The organism is Streptomyces sp. NPDC006610, from assembly GCF_040611575.1.
Taxonomy (GTDB): Bacteria; Actinomycetota; Actinomycetes; order Streptomycetales; family Streptomycetaceae; genus Streptomyces.
Map to the genome: position 1 here is coordinate 52,365 of NZ_JBEXOP010000027.1, position 20,165 is coordinate 72,529.

19 protein-coding genes are annotated in these 20,165 nt (G+C 72.9%); 11 read left to right on the forward strand and 8 right to left on the reverse strand.

The window, feature by feature from the left end; genetic code table 11:
- The first annotated feature begins 185 nt into the window (after nt 1–185).
- The 4 genes from ABZY13_RS21825 to ABZY13_RS21840 all read left to right on the forward strand — a co-directional run bounded on the left by ABZY13_RS21825 (nt 186) and on the right by ABZY13_RS21840 (nt 5,724).
- Complete coding sequence (locus ABZY13_RS21825) at nt 186–3,110, forward strand: GNAT family N-acetyltransferase (protein ID WP_356633193.1); 2,925 nt, start codon at nt 186–188, stop codon at nt 3,108–3,110.
- 136 nt (nt 3,111–3,246) lie between these two features.
- Complete coding sequence (locus ABZY13_RS21830; RefSeq protein WP_356633195.1) at nt 3,247–3,843, forward strand: DUF5998 family protein; 597 nt, start codon at nt 3,247–3,249, stop codon at nt 3,841–3,843.
- Nucleotides 3,843–5,036 carry a nucleotide pyrophosphatase/phosphodiesterase family protein gene (locus ABZY13_RS21835; protein ID WP_356633197.1) on the forward strand — a complete coding sequence of 398 codons (1,194 nt, stop codon included), beginning with the start codon at nt 3,843–3,845 and terminating at the stop codon, nt 5,034–5,036. Before ABZY13_RS21830 ends, ABZY13_RS21835 begins: the two co-directional genes overlap by 1 nt.
- A gap of 40 nt (nt 5,037–5,076) precedes the next feature.
- Nucleotides 5,077–5,724: a thymidine kinase gene (locus ABZY13_RS21840; protein WP_356633199.1), complete on the forward strand. Its 648-nt coding sequence runs from the start codon at nt 5,077–5,079 to the stop codon at nt 5,722–5,724.
- Between the two features lie 115 nt (nt 5,725–5,839).
- Here the strand turns inward: ABZY13_RS21840 and ABZY13_RS21845 are convergent, their stop codons facing one another.
- Genes ABZY13_RS21845 through ABZY13_RS21855 form a run of 3 tightly spaced genes read right to left on the reverse strand, consistent with a single transcriptional unit; the run spans nt 5,840 to nt 7,876 of the window.
- Nucleotides 5,840–6,715 (reverse strand): PhzF family phenazine biosynthesis isomerase, encoded by an 876-nt coding sequence (locus ABZY13_RS21845; RefSeq protein WP_356633201.1) that lies wholly within the window; start codon nt 6,713–6,715, stop codon nt 5,840–5,842.
- Between the two features lie 37 nt (nt 6,716–6,752).
- Complete coding sequence (locus ABZY13_RS21850; protein WP_356633203.1) at nt 6,753–6,950, reverse strand: DUF397 domain-containing protein; 198 nt, start codon at nt 6,948–6,950, stop codon at nt 6,753–6,755.
- Nucleotides 6,947–7,876, reverse strand: a complete 930-nt coding sequence (locus ABZY13_RS21855) for a helix-turn-helix transcriptional regulator (RefSeq protein ID WP_356633205.1) — start codon at nt 7,874–7,876, stop codon at nt 6,947–6,949. The genes ABZY13_RS21850 and ABZY13_RS21855 overlap by 4 nt, the downstream gene beginning before the upstream one ends.
- 148 nt (nt 7,877–8,024) lie before the next feature.
- On the opposite strand from ABZY13_RS21855, the gene ABZY13_RS21860 reads away from it, so the two are divergent.
- The gene (locus tag ABZY13_RS21860) at nt 8,025–8,492 is read left to right on the forward strand and encodes an ATP-binding protein (RefSeq protein ID WP_356633207.1); all 468 of its coding nucleotides are present in this window, start codon (nt 8,025–8,027) and stop codon (nt 8,490–8,492) included.
- Between the two features lie 24 nt (nt 8,493–8,516).
- On the opposite strand, the gene ABZY13_RS21865 is transcribed toward ABZY13_RS21860, so the two are convergent.
- Nucleotides 8,517–9,320, reverse strand: coding sequence for a VOC family protein (locus ABZY13_RS21865; RefSeq protein WP_356633209.1), 804 nt, complete (start codon nt 9,318–9,320; stop codon nt 8,517–8,519).
- A 373-nt stretch (nt 9,321–9,693) separates the two neighbouring features.
- Here ABZY13_RS21865 and ABZY13_RS21870 point away from each other — a divergent pair, with 373 nt between their 5' ends.
- Nucleotides 9,694–10,545, forward strand: a complete 852-nt coding sequence (locus tag ABZY13_RS21870; protein WP_356633211.1) for a sulfurtransferase — start codon at nt 9,694–9,696, stop codon at nt 10,543–10,545.
- Nucleotides 10,546–10,645: 100 nt separating this feature from the next.
- Here ABZY13_RS21870 and sepH read toward each other — a convergent pair whose 3' ends face one another.
- The 3 genes from sepH to ABZY13_RS21885 all read right to left on the reverse strand — a co-directional run bounded on the left by sepH (nt 10,646) and on the right by ABZY13_RS21885 (nt 14,668).
- Nucleotides 10,646–11,689, reverse strand: coding sequence for a septation protein SepH (gene sepH / locus ABZY13_RS21875; protein ID WP_356633213.1), 1,044 nt, complete (start codon nt 11,687–11,689; stop codon nt 10,646–10,648).
- Between the two features lie 461 nt (nt 11,690–12,150).
- Nucleotides 12,151–13,470: a D-arabinono-1,4-lactone oxidase gene (locus ABZY13_RS21880; RefSeq protein ID WP_356633215.1), complete on the reverse strand. Its 1,320-nt coding sequence runs from the start codon at nt 13,468–13,470 to the stop codon at nt 12,151–12,153.
- Entirely contained in the window at nt 13,430–14,668 is a 1,239-nt protein-coding gene (locus tag ABZY13_RS21885; RefSeq protein WP_356633217.1) for an MFS transporter, read from the reverse strand. The genes ABZY13_RS21880 and ABZY13_RS21885 overlap by 41 nt, the downstream gene beginning before the upstream one ends.
- Before the next feature lie 139 nt (nt 14,669–14,807).
- Here ABZY13_RS21885 and ABZY13_RS21890 point away from each other — a divergent pair, with 139 nt between their 5' ends.
- Together ABZY13_RS21890 and ABZY13_RS21895 are read left to right on the forward strand one after the other, a co-directional pair.
- Nucleotides 14,808–15,944 (forward strand): ferrochelatase, encoded by a 1,137-nt coding sequence (locus ABZY13_RS21890; RefSeq protein ID WP_356633219.1) that lies wholly within the window; start codon nt 14,808–14,810, stop codon nt 15,942–15,944.
- Between the two features lie 121 nt (nt 15,945–16,065).
- Nucleotides 16,066–16,881 carry an inositol monophosphatase family protein gene (locus ABZY13_RS21895; protein ID WP_356633221.1) on the forward strand — a complete coding sequence of 272 codons (816 nt, stop codon included), beginning with the start codon at nt 16,066–16,068 and terminating at the stop codon, nt 16,879–16,881.
- A gap of 107 nt (nt 16,882–16,988) precedes the next feature.
- On the opposite strand, the gene ABZY13_RS21900 is transcribed toward ABZY13_RS21895, so the two are convergent.
- Entirely contained in the window at nt 16,989–17,162 is a 174-nt protein-coding gene (locus tag ABZY13_RS21900) for a hypothetical protein (protein WP_356633223.1), read from the reverse strand.
- A 414-nt stretch (nt 17,163–17,576) separates the two neighbouring features.
- Here ABZY13_RS21900 and ABZY13_RS21905 point away from each other — a divergent pair, with 414 nt between their 5' ends.
- The 3 genes from ABZY13_RS21905 to ABZY13_RS21915 all read left to right on the forward strand — a co-directional run bounded on the left by ABZY13_RS21905 (nt 17,577) and on the right by ABZY13_RS21915 (nt 20,159).
- Entirely contained in the window at nt 17,577–18,230 is a 654-nt protein-coding gene (locus tag ABZY13_RS21905; protein ID WP_356633225.1) for a response regulator transcription factor, read from the forward strand.
- Nucleotides 18,231–18,234: 4 nt separating this feature from the next.
- On the forward strand, nt 18,235–19,467 hold the full coding sequence (locus ABZY13_RS21910) for a HAMP domain-containing sensor histidine kinase (RefSeq protein WP_356633227.1): 1,233 nt from the start codon (nt 18,235–18,237) through the stop codon (nt 19,465–19,467).
- A 395-nt stretch (nt 19,468–19,862) separates the two neighbouring features.
- Entirely contained in the window at nt 19,863–20,159 is a 297-nt protein-coding gene (locus tag ABZY13_RS21915) for a DUF4193 domain-containing protein (protein ID WP_003993510.1), read from the forward strand.
- Nucleotides 20,160–20,165: the final 6 nt, after the last annotated feature.

Genomic DNA, 20,165 nt, shown 5'->3' on the forward strand with positions numbered 1-20,165 from the left:
CTGCCCTTCAGGTGTTCAGGGTTGTCTAGACCAGTTTCCCATACGGTGAGCCCTGCCCGGCGCGCGGCCTGCCGGGTCCGATCCCCGGGCCGGCCCACGGTCTGCCGGCCCCCGGACCGCCGCGCGGCCCGGCAGCCCCAGACTGCCCCGCGCCGCCACCGGACGCGAGCCGTACCCTGGGGCCCATGCAGAGCCCGTCGGACCGGCACGCGTACCCCGCCCACTGGGAGGCCGACGTGGTGCTCCGCGACGGCGGCACCGCGCGCGTGCGCCCTATCACCGTCGACGACGCCGACCGCCTGGTGAGCTTCTACGAGCAGGTGTCGGACGAGTCGAAGTACTACCGCTTCTTCGCCCCCTACCCGCGCCTGTCCGCCAAGGACGTCCACCGCTTCACCCACCACGACTTCGTGGACCGCGTGGGCCTCGCGGCCACGGTCGGCGGCGAGTTCATCGCCACCGTCCGCTACGACCGCATCGGCGCCGACGGCATGCCCGCCTCCGCGCCCGCCGACGAGGCCGAGGTCGCCTTCCTCGTCCAGGACGCCCACCAGGGCAGGGGCGTCGCCTCCGCGCTGCTGGAGCACATCGCCGCCGTCGCCCGCGAACGCGGCATCCGCCGCTTCGCCGCCGAGGTGCTGCCCGCCAACACCAAGATGATCAAGGTGTTCACGGACGCCGGGTACACCCAGAAGCGCAGCTTCGAGGACGGCGTCGTACGCCTGGAGCTGGACCTCGAACCCACCGACCGGTCGCTCGCCGTGCAGCGGGCGCGGGAGCAGCGCGCCGAGGGACGGTCGGTACGGCGGCTGCTGGCGCCCGGCTCGGTCGCCGTCGTCGGCGTCGGCCGCACCCCCGGAGGCGTGGGCCGCGACATCCTCGGCAATCTCAAGGAGGCCGGTTTCACCGGCCCGCTGTTCGCCGTCAACCGCGCCCTGCCCGAGGGGCGGAAGGAGATCGACGGCGTCCCCGCCCACCGCTCGGTGCGCGACATCGAGGGGCCCGTCGACCTCGCCGTCGTCGCGGTGCCCGCGCGGCACGTGCCCGAGGTGGTCGCGGAGTGCGGCGAACACGGCGTGCAGGGGCTCGTGGTGATCTCCGCCGGGTACGCCGAGAGCGGGCCCGAGGGCCGCGAGCGCCAGCGCGAACTGGTGCGGCACGCGCGCGCGTACGGGATGAGGATCATCGGCCCCAACGCCTTCGGCGTCATCAACACCTCCCCGGAGGTGCGGCTCAACGCCTCGCTCGCGCCCGAGATGCCGCGCCCCGGCCGGATCGGTCTCTTCGCCCAGTCCGGGGCCATCGGCGTCGCGCTGCTGTCCCGGCTGCACCGGCGCGGCGGCGGAGTCACCGGCGTCACGGGTGTGTCGACCTTCGTCTCATCCGGCAACCGCGCCGACGTCTCCGGCAACGACGTCCTCCAGTACTGGTACGACGACCCGGACACCGACGTCGCCCTGATGTACCTGGAGTCCATCGGCAATCCGCGCAAGTTCACGCGTCTCGCGCGGCGCACGGCGGCCGTCAAGCCGCTGGTCGTGGTGCAGGGCGCGCGCCACGGCGGAGCCGCCCCCCAGGGACACGCCGTCCGGGCGACCCGGCTCCCGCACGCCACGGTCTCCGCGCTGCTGCGGCAGGCCGGGGTGATCCGCGTGGACACGATCACCGAGCTGGTCGACGCGGGCCTGCTGCTCGCCCGCCAGCCGTTGCCCGCCGGCCCGCGCGTGGCGATCCTCGGCAACTCCGAGTCGCTCGGCCTGCTGTCGTACGACGCCTGCCTCGCCGAAGGGCTGCGTCCGCTGCCCCCGCTGGACCTGACCACGGGCGCGTCACCGGAGGACTTCCGCGCGGCCCTGTCCCGGGCGCTGGCCGACGAGGCCTGCGACGCGGTCGTGGTGACGGCGATCCCGGCCATCGGGGAGGCGCCGGCCGAGGACGCGGCGCTGGCGCAGGCGCTCCGGTCGGCCGCCGCCGCGGTGCCGTCCAAGCCGGTGCTGGTCGTGCACGTGGAGCTGGGCGGCCTGGCGGCGGCGCTCTCCGCGGCGGCCGGCACGGCGCCGCAGCCGGCCGCGCCGCCGGAGCCGGCCGCGGCCGCGGTCCCGCAGTCGCCGGCACCCGCGCCACCACCGCCGGCGCCCGCAGTACCGCGACCGGCCGCGCCGACCGGCCCGCAGGCCCCTGAGCCGACCCCAGCCCCTGCCACAGCCCCTGCCACGCACCCGACCCCCACCCCGTCCCCCGCAGAAGGCCGCCTCATCCCCGCCTACCCCGCCGCCGAGCGGGCCGTCCGCGCCCTCGCCGAAGCCGTCAAGTACGCGCAGTGGCGGCGCGACAACGCCGACCCCGGCAAGGTCCCCGAGTACGAGGACATCGACGAGCGCGCCGCCGCCGAGCTGATCGGCGGCCTCCTCGCGCGCGGACAGGGCCTCACCCTCGGCACGGACGAGACTTGCGACCTGCTCGGCACGTACGGCATCGCCGTCCACCGCGCCCTGCCCGCACCCGCCCCGGACGACGCCGTCGCCGCCGCCCGCACGCTCGGCTACCCCGTCGCCCTCAAGGCCACCGCCCCGCATCTGCGTCACCGCGCGGACCTCGGCGGCGTACGGCTCGACCTCGCCGACGAGGAGCAGCTGCGCCGCGCCTTCGCCGAGCTGACGGAGCTGTTCGGCGACCCCGGGGAGCTGCGGCCGGTCGTGCAGCGGATGGCGCCGCGCGGGGTGGACACCGTCGTACGGACCGTGATCGACCCCGCTGCCGGAGCGGTGCTCTCCTTCGGGCTCGCGGGAGCCGCGTCCCAGCTGCTCGGCGACATGGCGCACCGGCTGGTCCCCGTCACCGACCGGGAGGCGGCCTCGCTGATCCGCTCCATCCGGACCGCGCCGCTGCTGTTCGGCTGGCGTGGCTCGACCCCCGTCGACACCCCCGCCCTGGAGGAACTGCTGCTGCGGGTGTCCCGCCTGGTCGACGACCACCCGGAGGTGGTCGCGGTCACCCTGGAGCCGGTCGTCGTCGCCCCGCACGGCCTGAGCGTCCTCGGCGCCTCCGTCCGGCTGGCGCCCCCGCCCGCCCGCGGCGACCTCGGCCCGCGCACCCTGCCCGCCTACTGAGCCCCGCCCCGCCCGTCGGCCGAGCACGACACCCGAGCACAGCCCCCGCAGCCCGGTGCCCCGCCCGCCCACCCCGGACCGGCGCGAGCGGGCGGGTGGCGCGAGCGGTGCCTCGCAGTCGGTGGGCCCCCGTAGGATGGACCGCATGGCCAAGACCAGTACGACGACCCAGGGGCTGCGTGCGGCGATCGAGCGCAGCGGCTACTACCCGGCCCTCGTGGCCGAGGCGGTGGAGACCGCCGTGGGCGGCGAGCCCATCCGGTCGTACCTGGTCCACCAGGAGACGACGTTCGACCAGAACGAGGTCCGCCGGCACGTCACCGTGCTGGTCCTCACGGACAACCGCTTCATCGTCAGCCACACCGACGAGCAGGCCGCCGACGACACCTCCCCGTCCCCGTACGCCACGACGTCCACCGAATCCGTCAAGCTCGGCCGGATCTCCTCGGTCGTGCTCAGCCGCGTCGTCGCCAACCCGGAGTCGTACACGCCCGGCACCCTGCCGCGCGAGGTCGTCCTGACCATCGGCTGGGGCGCCGTCTCCCGCATCGACCTGGAGCCCGCCGCCTGCGGCGACCCCAACTGCGAGGCCGACCACGGCTACACCGGCAACTCCACGGCCGACGACCTCAGCCTGCGCGTCAGCGAGGCCGGCGACGGTCCCGAGACGGTGCGCCAGGCCCTCGCCTTCGCGCAGGCCATCTCCGAGGCGACCGCGAACGTCGGCCGCTGATGGCGCACCCCACCGCCTGGGACGCCCACCCGGAACCCCTCGCCGTCGCCTCCGCGCCCGTGCCCGAGTACGGCGCCGGATCGCTCGCCGACCTGCTGCCCACCCTCGCCGCCGGCATGGGCGTGCCCGGCGTGACCGCCGCGATACCCGAGCTGGCCCCCGCCGACCGCGCCTGCGTCTTCCTGATCGACGGCCTCGGCTGGGAACAGCTGCGCGACCATCCCGACGAGGCTCCCTTCCTCCACTCCCTCCTCGGCAGCTCCCGCGGCGGCACCGGTCGCCCGATCACCGCCGGCTACCCGGCGACCACCGCCACCTCCCTCGCCTCCGTCGGCACCGGACTGCCGCCGGGCGCGCACGGCCTGCCCGGCTACACGGTGCGCAACCCCGACACCGGCGAGCTGATGAACCAGCTCCGCTGGCAGCCGTGGACCGCCCCGGACGCCTGGCAGCCGTACCCCACCCTCTTCCAGCTGGCCGACGCCGCCGGTGTGCACGCCGCCCAGGTCACCTCCCCGACCTTCCAGAACACCCCGCTGACCAAGGTCGCGCTCAGCGGCGGAACGTTCCTCGGGCGGCTGTCCGGCGAGGAGCGCATGGACGTCGCCGCCGAGCAGCTCGCCGCCGCCGACCGCAGCCTGGTCTACACGTACTACGCCGAGGTCGACGGCTCCGGGCACCGCTTCGGCGTCGAGTCGGACACCTGGCGCGGCCAGCTCATGTACGTCGACCGGCTCGCCCAGCGGCTGGCCGAGCAGCTGCCGCCGCGCAGTGCCCTCTACATCACCGCCGACCACGGCATGATCGACGTGCCCTTCGACGAGCAGCACCGCATCGACTTCGACGAGGACTGGGAGCTGCGCGCCGGCGTCGCCCTGCTCGGCGGCGAGGGCCGGGCCCGTCACGTCTACGCGGTGCCGGGCGCCGCGAACGACGTGCTGACCTGCTGGCGCGAGGTGCTCGGCGAGCAGTTCTGGGTGGCTTCGAGGGACGAGGCGATCGCGGCCGGCTGGTTCGGTCCGCACATCGACGAGCGGGTGTACGCCCGGATCGGCGACGTGGTGGCCGCCGCGCGGGACGACGTGCTGCTCATCGCCTCCGAGCGGGAGCCCAAGGAGTCGTCCATGGTCGGCAACCACGGCTCGATGACCCCGGCCGAGCAGCTGGTCCCGCTGCTCGAAGTACGCTCCTGACGTTTCCCGACCCGTGATGCCGAAAGGTGCTCAACCCCCCATGCCCGAGCTGGTCTTCTTCTCCGGAACGATGGACTGCGGGAAGTCGACGCTGGCACTGCAGATCGAGCACAACCGCTCCGCGCGCGGACTCCAGGGCATGATCTTCACCCGCGACGACCGCGCCGGCGAGGGCAAACTGTCCTCACGGCTCGGCCTGGTCACCGACGCGGTCGAGGTCGAGGACGGCATGGACCTGTACGCGTATCTGGTCGACCACCTCTCCCGGGGCCGCCGCGCCGACTACGTCATCGCCGACGAGGCGCAGTTCCTCGCCCCGGCACAGATCGACCAGCTCGCGCGCGTGGTGGACGACCTGGAGGTGGACGTCTACGCCTTCGGCATCACGACCGACTTCCGCACCAAGCTGTTCCCCGGTTCCCAGCGGCTGGTGGAACTGGCGGACCGGGTGGAGGTGCTCCAGGTGGAGGCCCTGTGCTGGTGCGGCGCCCGCGCCACCCACAACGCCCGCACGGTGGGCGGGGTGATGGTGGTCGAGGGCGCGCAGGTGGTCGTGGGGGACGTCGACCAGGGTGACACGATCGGCTACGAGGTCCTGTGCCGGCGTCACCACCGCCGCCGCATGACGGCCGCATCGGCCCGCGCTGCGGCGCTGTCGCCGGACGTCCTGCCGATCACCTCGGCCTGACCCGCGGCCCGGCCGGCACGGGGACGACGGCCGACCCGACCCGCCGCCCGGTCGGCCGGACGAGGGGGCCGCCGTCCGGCCGACACCTGAACGATGGGCCTCGCCCGGCAGTTGATCAGCCGATGCGGGCCCCGGCGCCGCCGACCCGGACCCGTCGGTCGCCCGCGCGCAGCGTCACCGTCAGCTCGCCGGGCCGGCCGAGATCCTCGCCCTGATGCAGGGTGAGCACGGCATCCTCGGGGACCAGGCCCAGCTCCCGGAGGTACGCGCCGAACGCGGCGGCCGCGGCCCCGGTCGCCGGGTCCTCCACGACACCGCCCACGGGGAACGGGTCGCGGACGTGGAAGACGGTGGCCGACTCCCGCCATGCCAACTGGACGGTGGTCAGGTCCAAGCGGTGCATCAGTGCTTCCAGCCGCGCGAAGTCGTAGGCCAGATCGGCGAGGCGGGCGCGCGTCGCCGCCGCCAGCACGAGATGACGGGCGCCGGCGAACGCGATCCGGGGCGGGAAGGCAGGATCGAGATCGGCAGCCGGCCACCCTAGCGCGGCGAGCGCCTCCGCGAGGTCGGCGTCGGCGATCCCCTCGACGTGCGGCTCGACGCTGGTGAGCGTGGCCCGGAGGGCCCCGTCCACCTCGGCCACCTCCACCGGCACGGTGCCCGCCCGCGTCGCGAACACCAGCTCCCCGGGCCCGATCCGCTCGGCGAGCGCGACGGCGGTCGCGACGGTGGCGTGCCCGCAGAACGGCACCTCGGCCTTGGGACTGAAGTAACGGATCCCGAACGCCCGCCCCTCCTGACCGCCGAGCCCTTCCGGGGGAGCGGTCAGGAACGCGGACTCCGAGTAACCGAGGTCCGCGGCGATGGCCAGCATGTCCTCGTCGCCCAGCCCGGTGGCGTCCAGCACGACACCGGCGGGGTTCCCGCCCTCGGGATCGCCGGAGAAGGCGGTGTACTTCAGTACCTCGGGCTTGGATGCGCTCGTCGTCATGATCGCGGCAACGCGGGGTGGGGCGGGCCTATTCCGGCTACGGACGCCCCGCTGAGACGGGCCCGACGAACTCCGCCCACGCCTGGCGCGAGACGGTGAGGACGGGGCCGGTTATGGCCTTGGAGTCGCGGACGTGCACGACTGCCGTGGCGTCAGCGACCTCGACACATTGACCGCCCTCGGTGTCGCTGTAGCTGCTCTTGAACCAGGTGAGTTCGGACTCGGCGGTGTTCATAGCTCTCCCAGCAATCTCTCGATGAACTGCGAGGACTCTCGCGGACTGAGAGCCTGTGATCGGATGATCCCATAGCGTGCGGCGGCGAGAACCGTCTGTTCAGGGTCGGCTTCGAGCGCGCTGATCGCGTGGGCCTCGGAGTAGACGAACTTCTTGCCGTCCCTACGAGTGACGACGGTGAACGGCCCGTTCACACCCGCGTTGTCCTCGCAGTTGAGCGGCATGACCTGGATCTCAACGTTTCGCTTCTGTCCGACCAGGAGTAGGTGTTCCAGTTGGCCGCGTAGTACGCCGTTGCCGCCGTACAGTTGCCGCAACACCGCCTCGGTCATCACGAAGCCCAGTAGTGGCGCGGGCTGCCGGTCGAAAATGTCCTGTCGGGCCAGCCGCGCGGCCACCCGCTGATCGATCGTTTCTTGTGTGAGGGGCGGTCGCCTCATGCCGAGCAGGGCCCGCATGTACGCCTCGGTCTGGAGGAGGCCGTTGACGATGAGCGCGTCGTACATGAGCAGTTCGATGCACTGCTTCTCCAACTGCGCCATGCCTTGGAATCGCACCGGATACTGCGCCCGCTCCACCTCCTCCTTCCACAGACACAGCAACCCCCCGGCCCCCAGCACCTCGTCCGCCCGGTCGATCGTCCTCGGCGACGGAATCCTCCGCCCCTGCTCGAACGACGCGACCGTGGACGCGGAGTACCCGAGCAGCCGCCCGAACTCCTCGCGCTCCAGCCCCGCCCGCACCCGGAGCGCCTTCATCGTCTGCCCGAAGGCGACGACCACTCCGTGCCCGGCCTCGTCCTCCGGACGCCGCCCCGCCCCGTCGTCGTCCCAGCCGTCCCCGAGCCCCACGACCGACCCGGTGCCGTCGTTCTCACGCTGTCCCGGCACTTCACCGGCCCCCGTCGCACCCTTGCGCTCGGCCATCCGCATCACCGCCTCCTCGAACCAACGCCCCGCAGTGGACGCCGTCACGATCCGCGGCGCAGACACGCGCCGACACCGCGCGTACAGCCGCCCCCTGTCGTAGCGTGACCGATGGTAACGCTACGCGACCGGCGGCATCTTGGTCGGCATGACGACGAACCCCATGGCGGCCCCGACCGCGGCGCGCACGTTCGCGATGTGCTTCACCTCCACACCGCGCGGGGCGCGCCTCGCCCGGAGACTGGCTGCCGTCAGGCTGGACGAGTGGGGAATTCCGTACGGCACCGAGCCGCACGAGGAAATCACCCTGATCGTCGCGGAGCTGGCCGCGAACGCCGTGCGGCACGGACACGTCCCCGGCCGGGACTTCCGCCTGCGGTTGCAGGCCGCGCCCCACGGCGGAGCCGTCCGTGTCGAGGTCGCCGACGCCCGCGCGGAGCGCGTTCCCCGCCGCCCCGCGCTCCGGGAGGGCGACGCCGGTGACGGGGAAACCGGCCGTGGGCTGCTCCTCGTGTCGGAGCTCGCGGCCCGTTGGGACTGGCATCCGCGCCCGGACGGGCCGGGCAAGACGGTGTGGGCGGAGTACGCGCTCGGGTCCCGGCCGGTCACGGGCTGACGCCGGGCGGCCGAGCGGAGAGCGCTACCGCCCGCTCCGGATCAGGGAGAACCGCGCCCCCGCCGGATCGGTCACCGTCGCCGTCCTGCCCCGCCCCGTCTCGTGCGGCGGATCCAGCACCTGTCCGCCCAGGTCGGTCACCAGGTCCGCCGCGGCATCCGGGTCGGCGGTCTCGAAGTACGTCAGCCAGTGCGGGCCCCGGTCGCGGGGCAGGGCTCTGCCGAGGCCGTGCACCCCGGCGACCGGGCGGCCGTCGAGGTGCAGCATCACCCGGTCGAGGCCGGCGGACTCCACCGTCTTGACCTCGTGGCCGAAGAGGGTGCCGTAGAACTTGGCGACGTTCGTGGTCTCGTACGTCAGCAGCTCGTGCCACGCCGGGGCGCCGGGGACGCCGGCGACGTCCGTGCCGCGGTGCGCCGCCGCCTGCCACACGCCGAAGACCGCGCCCGCCGGGTCCGAGCAGATGGCGAGCCGCCCGGCGTCGTCGGCGTCGAGCGGGCCCACGCCGACCGTGCCGCCGCACAGCCGCACCCGCTCGGCCGTCCGGTCGGCGTCGTCGGAGGCGAAGTACGGCGTCCACGCGACCGGCAGATGCCGGTCCGGCGGCAGCAGTCCGATGCCCGCGACGTCGTGGCCGTCGAGCAGGGCCCGCACGTACGGGCCGAGTTGGCGCGGGCCGGGCCGGAACTCCCAGCCGAACAGTGCTCCGTAGAAGTCCTGGGTCGCGGCCATGCCGTGCACCATCAGGCTCACCCAGCAGGGCGCGCCGGGCGTGTACCGGGCGTGTGCTGCGCCGCGTCGGCCGTCCGGCCCCCGTGCCTCGGTCATCGTCAACTCTCTCCTCGGCCCCTCGTGGTGGCCGCGTCGTGTCCGCACTCCGGCCCCCCGGGGGCCGATGCTCGCACCGGCCCCGGCGTCACGCGCTCCGGCGCGCCGCCGCTACCGGACCGTGTCCGAAGGGTGTCCGAAGCGCGGCTTACGTCCGTTCGGTGAGTGGGTTGATCGATGGTTGACCGAGTGACTTGATGCGGCTTGCTGTGGCTCGCTACAGCTTGATGCGGGTGGATGCGGGGTGATTGCGTCTCATTGATCGGCTGCACAGCAGGTACTCGGTCGAGTACGGGCGGTGATGCAGCCTGTCAGGCCGAGCAGAGTAGCCGGACCTGGACGACGCGGCCACCCTGTGCGCCAGGATGGGGCCATGAACGCCATCATCTCCGCATCCGACCTCGCGACCGCGCTGGCGGGCGAGGCGCCGCCCGTACTGCTCGACGTGCGCTGGCAGTTGAGCGTGGCCAAGGCGGCCGGCGAGCCGTCCTTCGACGGGCGGGCCGAGTACGCGGCCGGCCACATCCCCGGTGCGGTCTTCGTCGATCTGGACCGTGAGCTGGCCGGCCCGCCGGGCGCCGGCGGCCGGCATCCGCTGCCGGACCTGGAGGTGTTCGGCGCGGCCATGCGCCGGGCCGGGGTGTCGGCCGGGCGGCCGGTCGTCGTGTACGACGGCGGGCAGGGCTGGGCCGCCGCCCGCGCGTGGTGGCTGCTGCGCTGGACGGGTCACCCGGAAGTGAGCGTCCTCGACGGAGGATTGACCGCCTGGGAGGGACCGCTGTCGGTGGAGGCGCCGTCGCCCGAAGCGGGCGACTTCCGGCCGGCGCCCGGCGCGACGGGGCTGCTGGACGCCGACGGGGCCGCGGCGCTGGCCCGCACCGGCGTGCTGTTCGACGCCCGCGCGGGGGAGCGGTACCGCGGGGATGTGGAGCCGATCGACCGGGTCGGCGGGCACATCCCGGGCGCGGTGTCCGCGCCGACGACCGGGAACGTGGCGGCGGACGGCCGGTTCCGGCCGGCGGATGAACTGGCGGCGCGGTTCGCGTCGCTGGGCGCCTCCGGCGGCACGGAGGTCGGCGTGTACTGCGGGTCGGGTGTCTCGGGAGCGCACGAGGTGCTGGCGCTCGCGGTGGCGGGCATCCCGGCCGCGCTGTACGTCGGCTCGTGGTCGGAGTGGTCCTCGGACCCGGAGCGCCCGGTCGCGGTCGGCCCCGACCCGCAGTAGCTCGCCGTAGGGCCCTCACGGGCCCCGTACGCGACGAGGCCCGCGCCGTTTCGACGGCGCGGGCCTCATGGTCGTACGACCGCCATGGTCGTACGGCCGATTACTCCTGCTTCTTGCGCCGGGTCCCGAACACGATCTCGTCCCAGCTCGGGACCGCCGCGCGGCGGCCCGGGCGGACGCCGTCGGCCTCGGCCTGGCGGTCGGTCGCGCCGACGAGGCGGTCGCGGTGGGCGCCGACCGAGCGGGGCATGAGGACGTCGGCGTAGGCCGAGCCGGCCCCGGCCGAGGCGGCGGGCGCGGGCGGCTCCTCCTCCACGGGGACGGGCGCCGATGCCGCCGGCTCCTCCTCCGGGTCCGTGGGACGCTCGGGCACCACGAGGTCGCCCCGGAAGCTCGGCACCGCCTCCAGCAGGCTGGTCAGCGAGTCGCGCTCGCTCGCGCTCTCCTCGGCCGGCTCCGGCGGACCGGGCAGGCTCGGGCGCTCGCGGTCGCCGCCGCGGTCCAGCGGGCGGTCGCGCGGCAGCCGGGCGATGCGCGGCACGAACGGGAAACTGGGCTCGGGGGCGCCGAGGTCGTCGGTCTCGCCGATCAGCGAGCGCGCCTCGTCGTCCACGGCCTGGACGAGCCGCCGGGGCGGGTCGTAGGTCCAGCTCGCCGAGTGCGGCTCGCCCGCGACGCGGTAGACCAGCAGCACTTCCCAGGTGCCGTCGTCGCGCCGCCAGGAGTCCCACTGGACGGTGTCCTTCTCGGCGCCGCGCAGCAGCAGTCGCTCCTGGACGGCCTCGCCGAGCAGCGGGCCGGAGTTCTCGCCGGGGCGGCGGACGGGGGTCTTGCGGGCACGCTCGGCCATGAAGGCGCGCTCGGCCAGCACGGGGCCCTCGAAGCGGCGGACCCGGTCGACGGGGATGCCCGCCATCTGGGCGACCTCTTCCGCGGTCGCACCCGCGCGTATCCGCGCCTGGATGTCGCGGGGGCGGAGATGGCTCTCCACCTCGATCTCGATCTGGCCGAGGCGAGGACGGTCGCCGCGCACGGCGGCGCGGAGCCGTTCGTCGATCGGAAGCGTGTACTCCGTGCTGTCCGCAGCCTTCAGCACCAGCCGTGTGCCGTCATTGGAGACGGCCACGACACGCAGTTCGGGCATGGGGACCTCCCGGGTGGTGCCTGCCGACGTCACGTGCGTCGCTGCTTCCGCTAGTCGAGTGTGGCCTGCCCGGGTGCAGCCTGCCACAACCTTGCCGAGTTGCCCGGCGTGTCGGGCACGGGCCCTGGAACGCCGTTATGGCACGGTTACCTATTCGCAACGCTAAGTGACCAACTCCGTCACCCTGTGCAACAAGCCCCCTCCCGGCGGTCCTTCGCGGTCCCGGACGCCCAGGTGGGAGACCGGACCCAGGGCTCGCAACAGTACTCCATTCGGGCCAAGAGCGTGGGTCGCCGCGCCGCCCAACTTGCTCGGGGCGACGGGACTTCGCCGTCACGCGGGGGTTTCCCGGATCATGAACGTGGCGAACTTCACGGAATCACCGGAAGCGGAAGCGACGGTTTCCCGGGCCCGGCGGACGGTCCCCGGATCACGCCATCGGGTGACGCCGCGTTCGCGGACTACGGCCCAAGAACCCTCCGCAAGTAGTCGTTCTGGAACAGCCGTTCGGGATCGAGTCGGTCGCGCAGGGCCGTGAACTCACCGAAACGCGGATACACCCGCGCGAAGTACTCCGCGTCACGGGTGTGCACCTTGCCCCAGTGCGGCCGGCCCTCGTGCGCGACGAAGATCCGCTCGGCCTCGGTGAAGTACGCCCGATAGGGGGTGCCGCGGAACATGTGCACGGCGATGTACGCGCTGTCCCGGCCCGACGCGGTGGACAGCGCGATGTCGTCGGCCGGTGCGGTGCGCACCTCGACGGGGAAGCTGATCCGCAGCCGGGACCGGTCCACCATCGCCTTCAGCTCGCGCAGCGCGTCCACGACCGCCGCACGCGGAACGGCGTACTCCATCTCCACGAAGCGCACGCGGCGCGGAGAGGTGAAGACCTTGTAGGGGATGTCGGTGTAGGTCCGCGCGGACAGCGCCCGGCTGGAGACGCGGGCGATCGCCGGGACGGCGGCGGGCGCCGCGCGGCCGACCCAGTTGGCCGCCCGGAAGACGCCGTTGGAGAGGAACTCGTCCTCCAGCCAGCCCCTGACCGGGCTCACCGGCCGTGCCGGGCCCCCGCTGCGGTTGTTGCGCTTGGTGTTGGTGTTGCCGGTGTGCGGGAACCAGTAGAACTCGAAGTGCTCGTTCTCGGCCCACAGCTCGTCGAACGCGCCGGTGACCCGGTCGAGGCTCATCGGCTCCTCGCGGGCCGTGAGCAGGAAGATCGGCTCCACGGCGAACGTGATCGCGCTGACGACGCCCAGGGCGCCCAGGCCGATCCGGGCGGCGGCGAAGACGTCCGGGTTCTCCCGCGCGGAGCAGGTGAGGACCGAGCCGTCGGCGGTGACCAGTTCCAGCGCCCTGATCTGGGCGGCGAGGGAGGCGGAGTCGCGGCCCGTGCCGTGCGTGCCCGTGCCGACGGCCCCGGCGACCGTCTGCTCCATGATGTCGCCCATGTTGGTCAGCGACAGACCCTCGCGGGCCAGGGCGATGTTGAGTCTCTTGAGCGGAGTGCCGGCCTCCACGGTGACCGTCCCGGCCTCCCGGTCGATGTCACGTATGCCGGTCAGCAGTTGAGGGCGGATCAACATGCCGTCCGTCGCCGCTATGGACGTGAACGAGTGCCCGGTGCCGACGGCCTTCACGCGCAGGCCGTCCTCCGCGGCCCGCCGCACCGCGGCGCACAGCTCCTCCACGGAGGCGGGCGCGACCTCCCGCGCCGGCCGGGCCGAGACGTTGCCGGCCCAGTTACGCCAGGTGCCGTTCTTTCCGTTCGCTGTGCTGCCCAACGGTGCCTCCCCGACCCGGAACCGGCCGCTTGAGCCGGCGGTACCCGAGGAAACCGACCGCGACCGCGACGGCTCCGGACACCGCCGGAACCCCGTACCCGGCGCGCGCCCCGGCGGCGTCGATCACCCAGCCGGCCACGGCGGAGCCCAGCGCGACCCCCACCGCGAGCCCGGTGCTCACCCAGGTCATGCCCTCGGTCAGCTGCGCGCGTGGTACGTGCTCCTCGATCAGGGACATCGTCGTGATCATCGTGGGAGCGATGGCCAGACCCGCGACGAAGAGCGCCACGGCCAGAAACGGCAGGTTCCCGACCAGTAGGAGGGGGATCATACTCACGCCCATCGCACACACGCCCAGCAGCCAGCGAGGTTCGGGCGCCCCCTTGAAGTGCAGCAGCCCGAACACGGCGCCCGCCACACAGGAGCCCGCCGCGTACAGCGCGAGGACGATGCTGGCCGCGGCCTTGTGGCCCTGCTCCTCGGCGAAGGCCACGGTGACCACGTCGACCGCGCCGAAGACCGCGCCGGTGGCGACGAACGTCATGACCAGCACCTGGAGGCCCGGGGCGCGCAGGGCGCTGCCGCCGCCGTGGCGCTCGCGCGGATGAGGCTCGGGTTCGGTCGAGCGCTGCGCGGTCAGCCAGAAGACGCCGGCCGCCAGGAAGCAGGCCGCCAGCAGCGGCCCGGCCTCGGGGAACCACGCGGTGGACAGACCGATGGAGATGATCGGCCCGAAGATGAAGCAGACCTCGTCCACCACGGACTCGAAGGAGTACGCGGTGTGCAGCTGCGGGGTGCCCCGGTACAGGGCCGCCCAGCGGGCCCGGACCATCGCACCCACGCTGGGCACGCAGCCGACGCCGACGCACGCGACGAACAGCGTCCAGTCCGGCCACCGGTAGTGCGCGGCCAGCAGCAGCACGCCCGCGGCGACCAGCGACACCAGCGTCGCCGGGCGCAGCACCCGCCGCTGCCCGTGCCGGTCCACCAGCCGGGACACCTGCGGACCGGCCACCGCCGCCGACAGGGCGATGGTGGCCGACAGCGCGCCCGCGAGGCCGTAGCGGCCGGTCAGCTGGGAGACCATCGTGACCACGCCGATGCCCATCATCGACAGCGGCATCCGGCCGAGGAGACCCGCCGCGGAGAAGGCCTTGGAGCCGGGGGCGGCGAACAGGGCGCTGTAAGGGCTGGGCACGGGGTCTCCGACGGCAGGGTAAGGCGTGAACGCTGCGGATACAGCTTACGAGTTAGGTGACCCTAACGCACCTCGTGCGCGTCCCGATCGGCACCCCACCGTTTCCCGGCCGTCAGTGCCGGGTGGCAGGATCGACCTCATGCCAGACGCGCTCGATTCCGCCCCTTCCACCCCTTACGACGCCCTGCTCCTGCTCTCGTTCGGCGGCCCGGAGGGGCCGGACGACGTCGTCCCGTTCCTGGAGAACGTGACGCGCGGACGCGGCATCCCGGCCGAACGCCTCAAGGAGGTCGGCAAGCACTACTTCCTGTTCGGCGGGGTCAGCCCGATCAACGACCAGAACCGCGCCCTGCTCCAGGCCCTGCGCGAGGACTTCGCCGACCACGGCCTCGACCTGCCGGTCTACTGGGGCAACCGCAACTGGGCCCCCTACCTGACCGACACCCTGCGCGACATGGTCCGGGACGGCCGCCGGCGCGTCCTGGTCCTCGCCACCAGCGCGTACGCCTCCTACTCGGGCTGCCGCCAGTACCGCGAGAACCTCGCCGAGTCGCTGGAGGCGCTGAAGGCCGAGGGCCTCGAGCCGCCGCGGATCGACAAGCTGCGGCACTACTTCAACCACCCCGGCTTCCTGGAGCCCATGATCGACGGCGTCCTCGAGTCCCTCGCCGACCTCCCCGGGCACGTACGCGACCAGGCGCACATCGCGTTCACCACCCACTCCATCCCGGTCTCCGCGGCGGACACCTCCGGTCCGGTGGAGGGCCACGGCGACGGCGGCGCCTACGTCAGGCAGCACCTGGACGTGGCCCGGCTGATCGCCGACGCCGTCCGCGAGCGCACCGGCGTCGACCACCCGTGGCAGCTCGTCTACCAGTCCCGCTCCGGCGCCCCGCACATCCCCTGGCTGGAGCCCGACATCTGCGACCACCTCGAGGAGCGGCACGCGGCCGGCGTCCCGGCCGTCGTGATGGCCCCGATCGGTTTCGTCTCCGACCACATGGAGGTCCTCTACGACCTCGACACGGAGGCGAAGGCCAAGGCCGAGGAACTGGGCCTGCCGGTGCGCCGTTCGGCCACCGTCGGCGCGGACCCCCGGTTCGCCGCCGCCGTGCGCGACCTCGTCCTGGAGCGCGCCGCCCTGGAACGCGGCCAGGACGTCACGCCCTGCGCGCTCGGCGCCCTCGGCCCGAGCCACCAGCTCTGCCCCGTGGGCTGCTGCCCGGCCCGCGCCCCGCGCCCCGCCGCCGCGGGCGCCGACAGCCCCGTCGCCTGAATCCCCGAGTCCCCGCATCCGGAACCGAAGCCGGAATCCCGAAGCCGGAATCCCGACTCCCGAATCCGGGATTGCGGCTCCCCACCCGGAATCCGAAGCCGAAGCGCGAACAAGGAGCACCGTGACCGACGCCCTGCCCACCGAACTGCTGCGGCTCGCCCGGGAGGCCGCCCGGCGCGCGGGCGAGCTGCTGCGGGACGGCCGCCCGGCCGACCTCGCGGTGGCCGCCACCAAGTCGAGCCCCATCGACGTGGTGACCGAGATGGACATCGCGGCGGAGAAACTGATCACCGGCCTGATCGCCGAGCACCGCCCCGACGACGGCTTCCTCGGCGAGGAGGGCGCCGCCACCGAGGGCACCAGCGGCGTCCGCTGGGTCATCGACCCGCTCGACGGCACCGTCAACTACCTCTACGGCCTGCCCACCTGGGCCGTGTCCATCGCGGCCGAGCAGGACGGCGAGACCGTCGTCGGCGTGGTCGCGGCGCCCATGCGCGGCGAGACGTACCACGCGGTGCGCGGCGGCGGGGCCTGGGCCACCGGCGCCTGGGACGGCGAACGCCGGCTCTCCTGCCGCCCGGCGCCGCCCCTGGACCAGGCCCTGGTCTCCACCGGGTTCAACTACGTCACCGAGGTCAAGATCCACCAGGCCGAGGTGGCCCACCGGCTGATCCCGCTGCTGCGCGACATCCGCCGAGGCGGCTCGGCCGCGGTCGACCTGTGCGACCTGGCCGCCGGCCGCCTGGACGGCTACTACGAGCGCGGCCTCAACGCCTGGGACTACGCCGCGGGCGACCTGATCGCCCGGGAAGCGGGCGCGCTGACCGGTGGACGCCCCGGAGAGCGCCCCTCACGCGACCTGACGGTCGCGGCCACCCCCGGCGTCTTCGAGCCCCTCCAGCGCCTCCTGGAGGACTTCGGCGCCTGGCACGACTGATCGCGGGGCCTGCCCTCGGTGCCTGCGGTGGACACACCACTGCCCCGGCGATGGATTCGCCGGGGCAGTGGCGCACGGATCGGTCGGCCGGTTGGTCGCTCGGCCGGTCAGACGCCGGACATGCCGACTTCCACGCCGTGTTCGGCCGCGAGGCGGCGCAGGTCGTCGAGCTCGCCCTGCTCCACCTCGACGAGGAAGTCGTCGCCCTCGTCCCGGGCCCGCGTCAGGTCGGACTCGGTCGCCCTTATGCGCTGCAGAAGTCCTGCGGTGAAAGCGTCCATGCTGCGCCCCCTCGTCCTGGGTCGGTGGGTCGTCGGCACGGGGGTGTGCCGTACTGGAAGGGGCGATCACGTCTCCCATGGGTGCCCAGCGCAGCCCTGCCGGGCGGCGACGGTGCCGGACACCCACGCCCACTCTGCGGAAAGCGGACCCGATGTACCGCATGGTGGCGCGGCACAAGCAGAGCGTGATCGCGGGGTGTAAACCGTCCTCCCCCCGCCGTCCTTCGCGGAAACCTCCACTCGGGGAGAAAATCTCGCATTCCCGGACCCGCCGCCCTCCAGTCGCCCTCCGGTCGCAGTCCCGCCACCGTCCCGCCGCCGTCCCGGCGCGGGGCCGCCCGGCCGCCTTACCGCCGACTTATGGCCGAAAAAGGCAGGATGGAGGCAACAGACCACAGAGGAAGGACAACCGACGTGCGCGTACTCGTCGTCGAGGACGAGCAGCTGCTCGCCGATGCGGTGGCCACCGGACTGCGCCGGGAGGCCATGGCCGTCGACGTCGTGTACGACGGTGCGGCCGCCCTGGAGCGCATCGGCGTCAACGACTACGACGTGGTCGTCCTCGACCGCGACCTCCCGCTGGTGCACGGCGACGACGTCTGCCGCAGGATCGTGGAGCTGGGGATGCCCACGCGCGTGCTGATGCTCACGGCCTCCGGCGACGTCAGCGACCGCGTCGAGGGGCTGGAGCTGGGCGCCGACGACTACCTCCCCAAGCCCTTCGCCTTCAGCGAGCTGACGGCACGCGTGCGTGCCCTCGGCCGGCGCACCAGCGTGCCGCTGCCGCCGGTCCTGGAGCGCGCCGGGATCAAGCTCGACCCCAACCGCCGCGAGGTCTTCCGCGACGGCAGGGAGGTCCAGCTCGCCCCCAAGGAGTTCGCCGTCCTGGAGGTGCTGATGCGCAGCGAGGGCGCCGTCGTCTCCGCCGAGCAGCTCCTGGAGAAGGCGTGGGACGAGAACACCGACCCGTTCACCAACGTCGTCCGGGTCACCGTGATGACCCTGCGCCGCAAGCTGGGCGAGCCGCCCGTCATCGTCACCGTCCCCGGCTCCGGTTACCGGATCTGATTCGATGGCGACCACCCCCGTACCTCCCCAGGCGCCTCCCAAGCCCACCTGGGACCCGAGGAAGCCGCCCCCCTTCCCGCTGCTGCGCCCGACCATCCGGATAAGGCTCACGCTGCTGTACGGCGGGATGTTCCTGATCGCCGGCATCCTGCTGCTGTCGATCATCTACCTGCTGGCCGCGAACGCGCTGAACGTCGGCAGCGACCTGCCCTTCAAGATCGTCTCCGGCGCGGTCTCCAGCGACGTGTGCAACCTGCGCAGCAGCGAGCTGGAGGCGGTCGAGCTCAACCGGGCCCTGAACGAGTGCGTCAACGAGCAGCGCCAGCACGCCCTGGACGACCTGCTCAGCCGCTCCCTGCTGGCCCTGCTCGGGCTCGCGGTCATCGCCTTCGCGTTCGGCTACGCCATGGCCGGCCGGGTGCTCTCCCCGCTCGGCCGGATCCTGCGCACCGCGCGCGCGGTGGCCGGCTCGGACCTGTCCCGGCGGATCGAGCTGGACGGCCCCGACGACGAGCTGAAGGAGCTGGCCGACACCTTCGACGACATGCTGGAGCGGCTCCAGCGGGCGTTCACCGCCCAGCAGCGCTTCGTCGGCAACGCCTCCCACGAGCTGCGCACCCCCCTGGCGATCAACCGCACGCTCCTGGAGGTGCACCTGTCCGACCCGGACGCCCCGGTGGAACTCCAGCAGCTGGGCAGGACGCTGCTGGCCACCAACGAGCGCAGCGAACAGCTCGTGGAGGGTCTGCTGCTGCTCGCCCGCAGCGACAACCAGATCGTGGAGCGCAAGCCGGTCGACCTGGCCGAGGTGGCCTCACGGGCCGTCGACCAGGTGCACGGCGAGGCCGAGGCCAAGGGCGTGGAGATCCGCGGCGCGCGCGAGCCCGTGATCGTCCAGGGCAACGGCGTCCTGCTGGAGCGCATCGCCCTGAACCTGGTGCAGAACGCCGTGCGCTACAACATCCCCGAGGGCGGCTGGGTCGAGGTCACCACCGAGAGCCGGCCGGGCCAGGCCGTCCTGGTCGTCGCCAACACGGGGCCGGTGGTGCCGGCGTACGAGATCGACAACCTCTTCGAGCCGTTCCGGCGGCTGCGCACCGAGCGCACGGGCAGCGACAAGGGCGTCGGCCTCGGCCTGTCCATCGTGCGGTCGGTGACCCGGGCGCACGGCGGGCACATCACGGCGCAGCCGCGCGAGGGGGGTGGTCTCGTGATGCGGGTGACCTTCCCTGTCTGAGATCATGTCGCGACACACTCGAGGATGTTCGCTTTGCGCGGAATTTTCGGGGCACTCTTCAAGTTGCTTCATGTGTGATCGATCACAGGGAGGATTTTCCGGCCATCTACTCTCCGTGATCATGTGACCGGACGGAAAGCCCGTAAACTCCGGGTTTTCCAGCGGTCCGATCACGGGAAGTACCGGATGGGACCCCTTTGTAGTGCGACATTCGGACCGTGTACGGTCCCGATCGCCATCCAAGCCGATCGCTCCTGCGGAGTCCGGTTGGGTGTCGATTGAGTAACAGACCTTGATGTGAGGCAAAATCTCCGCCTCGGGTCGGGCACAAGTCCGGCCTCTCACGCGTTACGTGCGCTGGAGACACCGCAGACACCCGGAGGGGGAGAGCGACCATGGCCACCGATTACGACACTCCACGCAAGACCGACGACGACGTCGACTCGGACAGCCTCGAAGAGCTGAAGGCACGGCGGAACGACAAGTCGGCCTCTGCGGTCGACGTCGACGAGTTCGAGGCCGCGGAAGGCCTCGAACTGCCCGGCGCCGACCTCTCGAACGAGGAACTGGCAGTCCGCGTGCTGCCGAAGCAGCAGGACGAGTTCACCTGCATGAGCTGCTTCCTGGTCCACCACCGCAGCCAGCTGGCCCGCGAGAAGAACGGCCAGCCGATCTGCCGCGACTGCGACTGAGGCGGG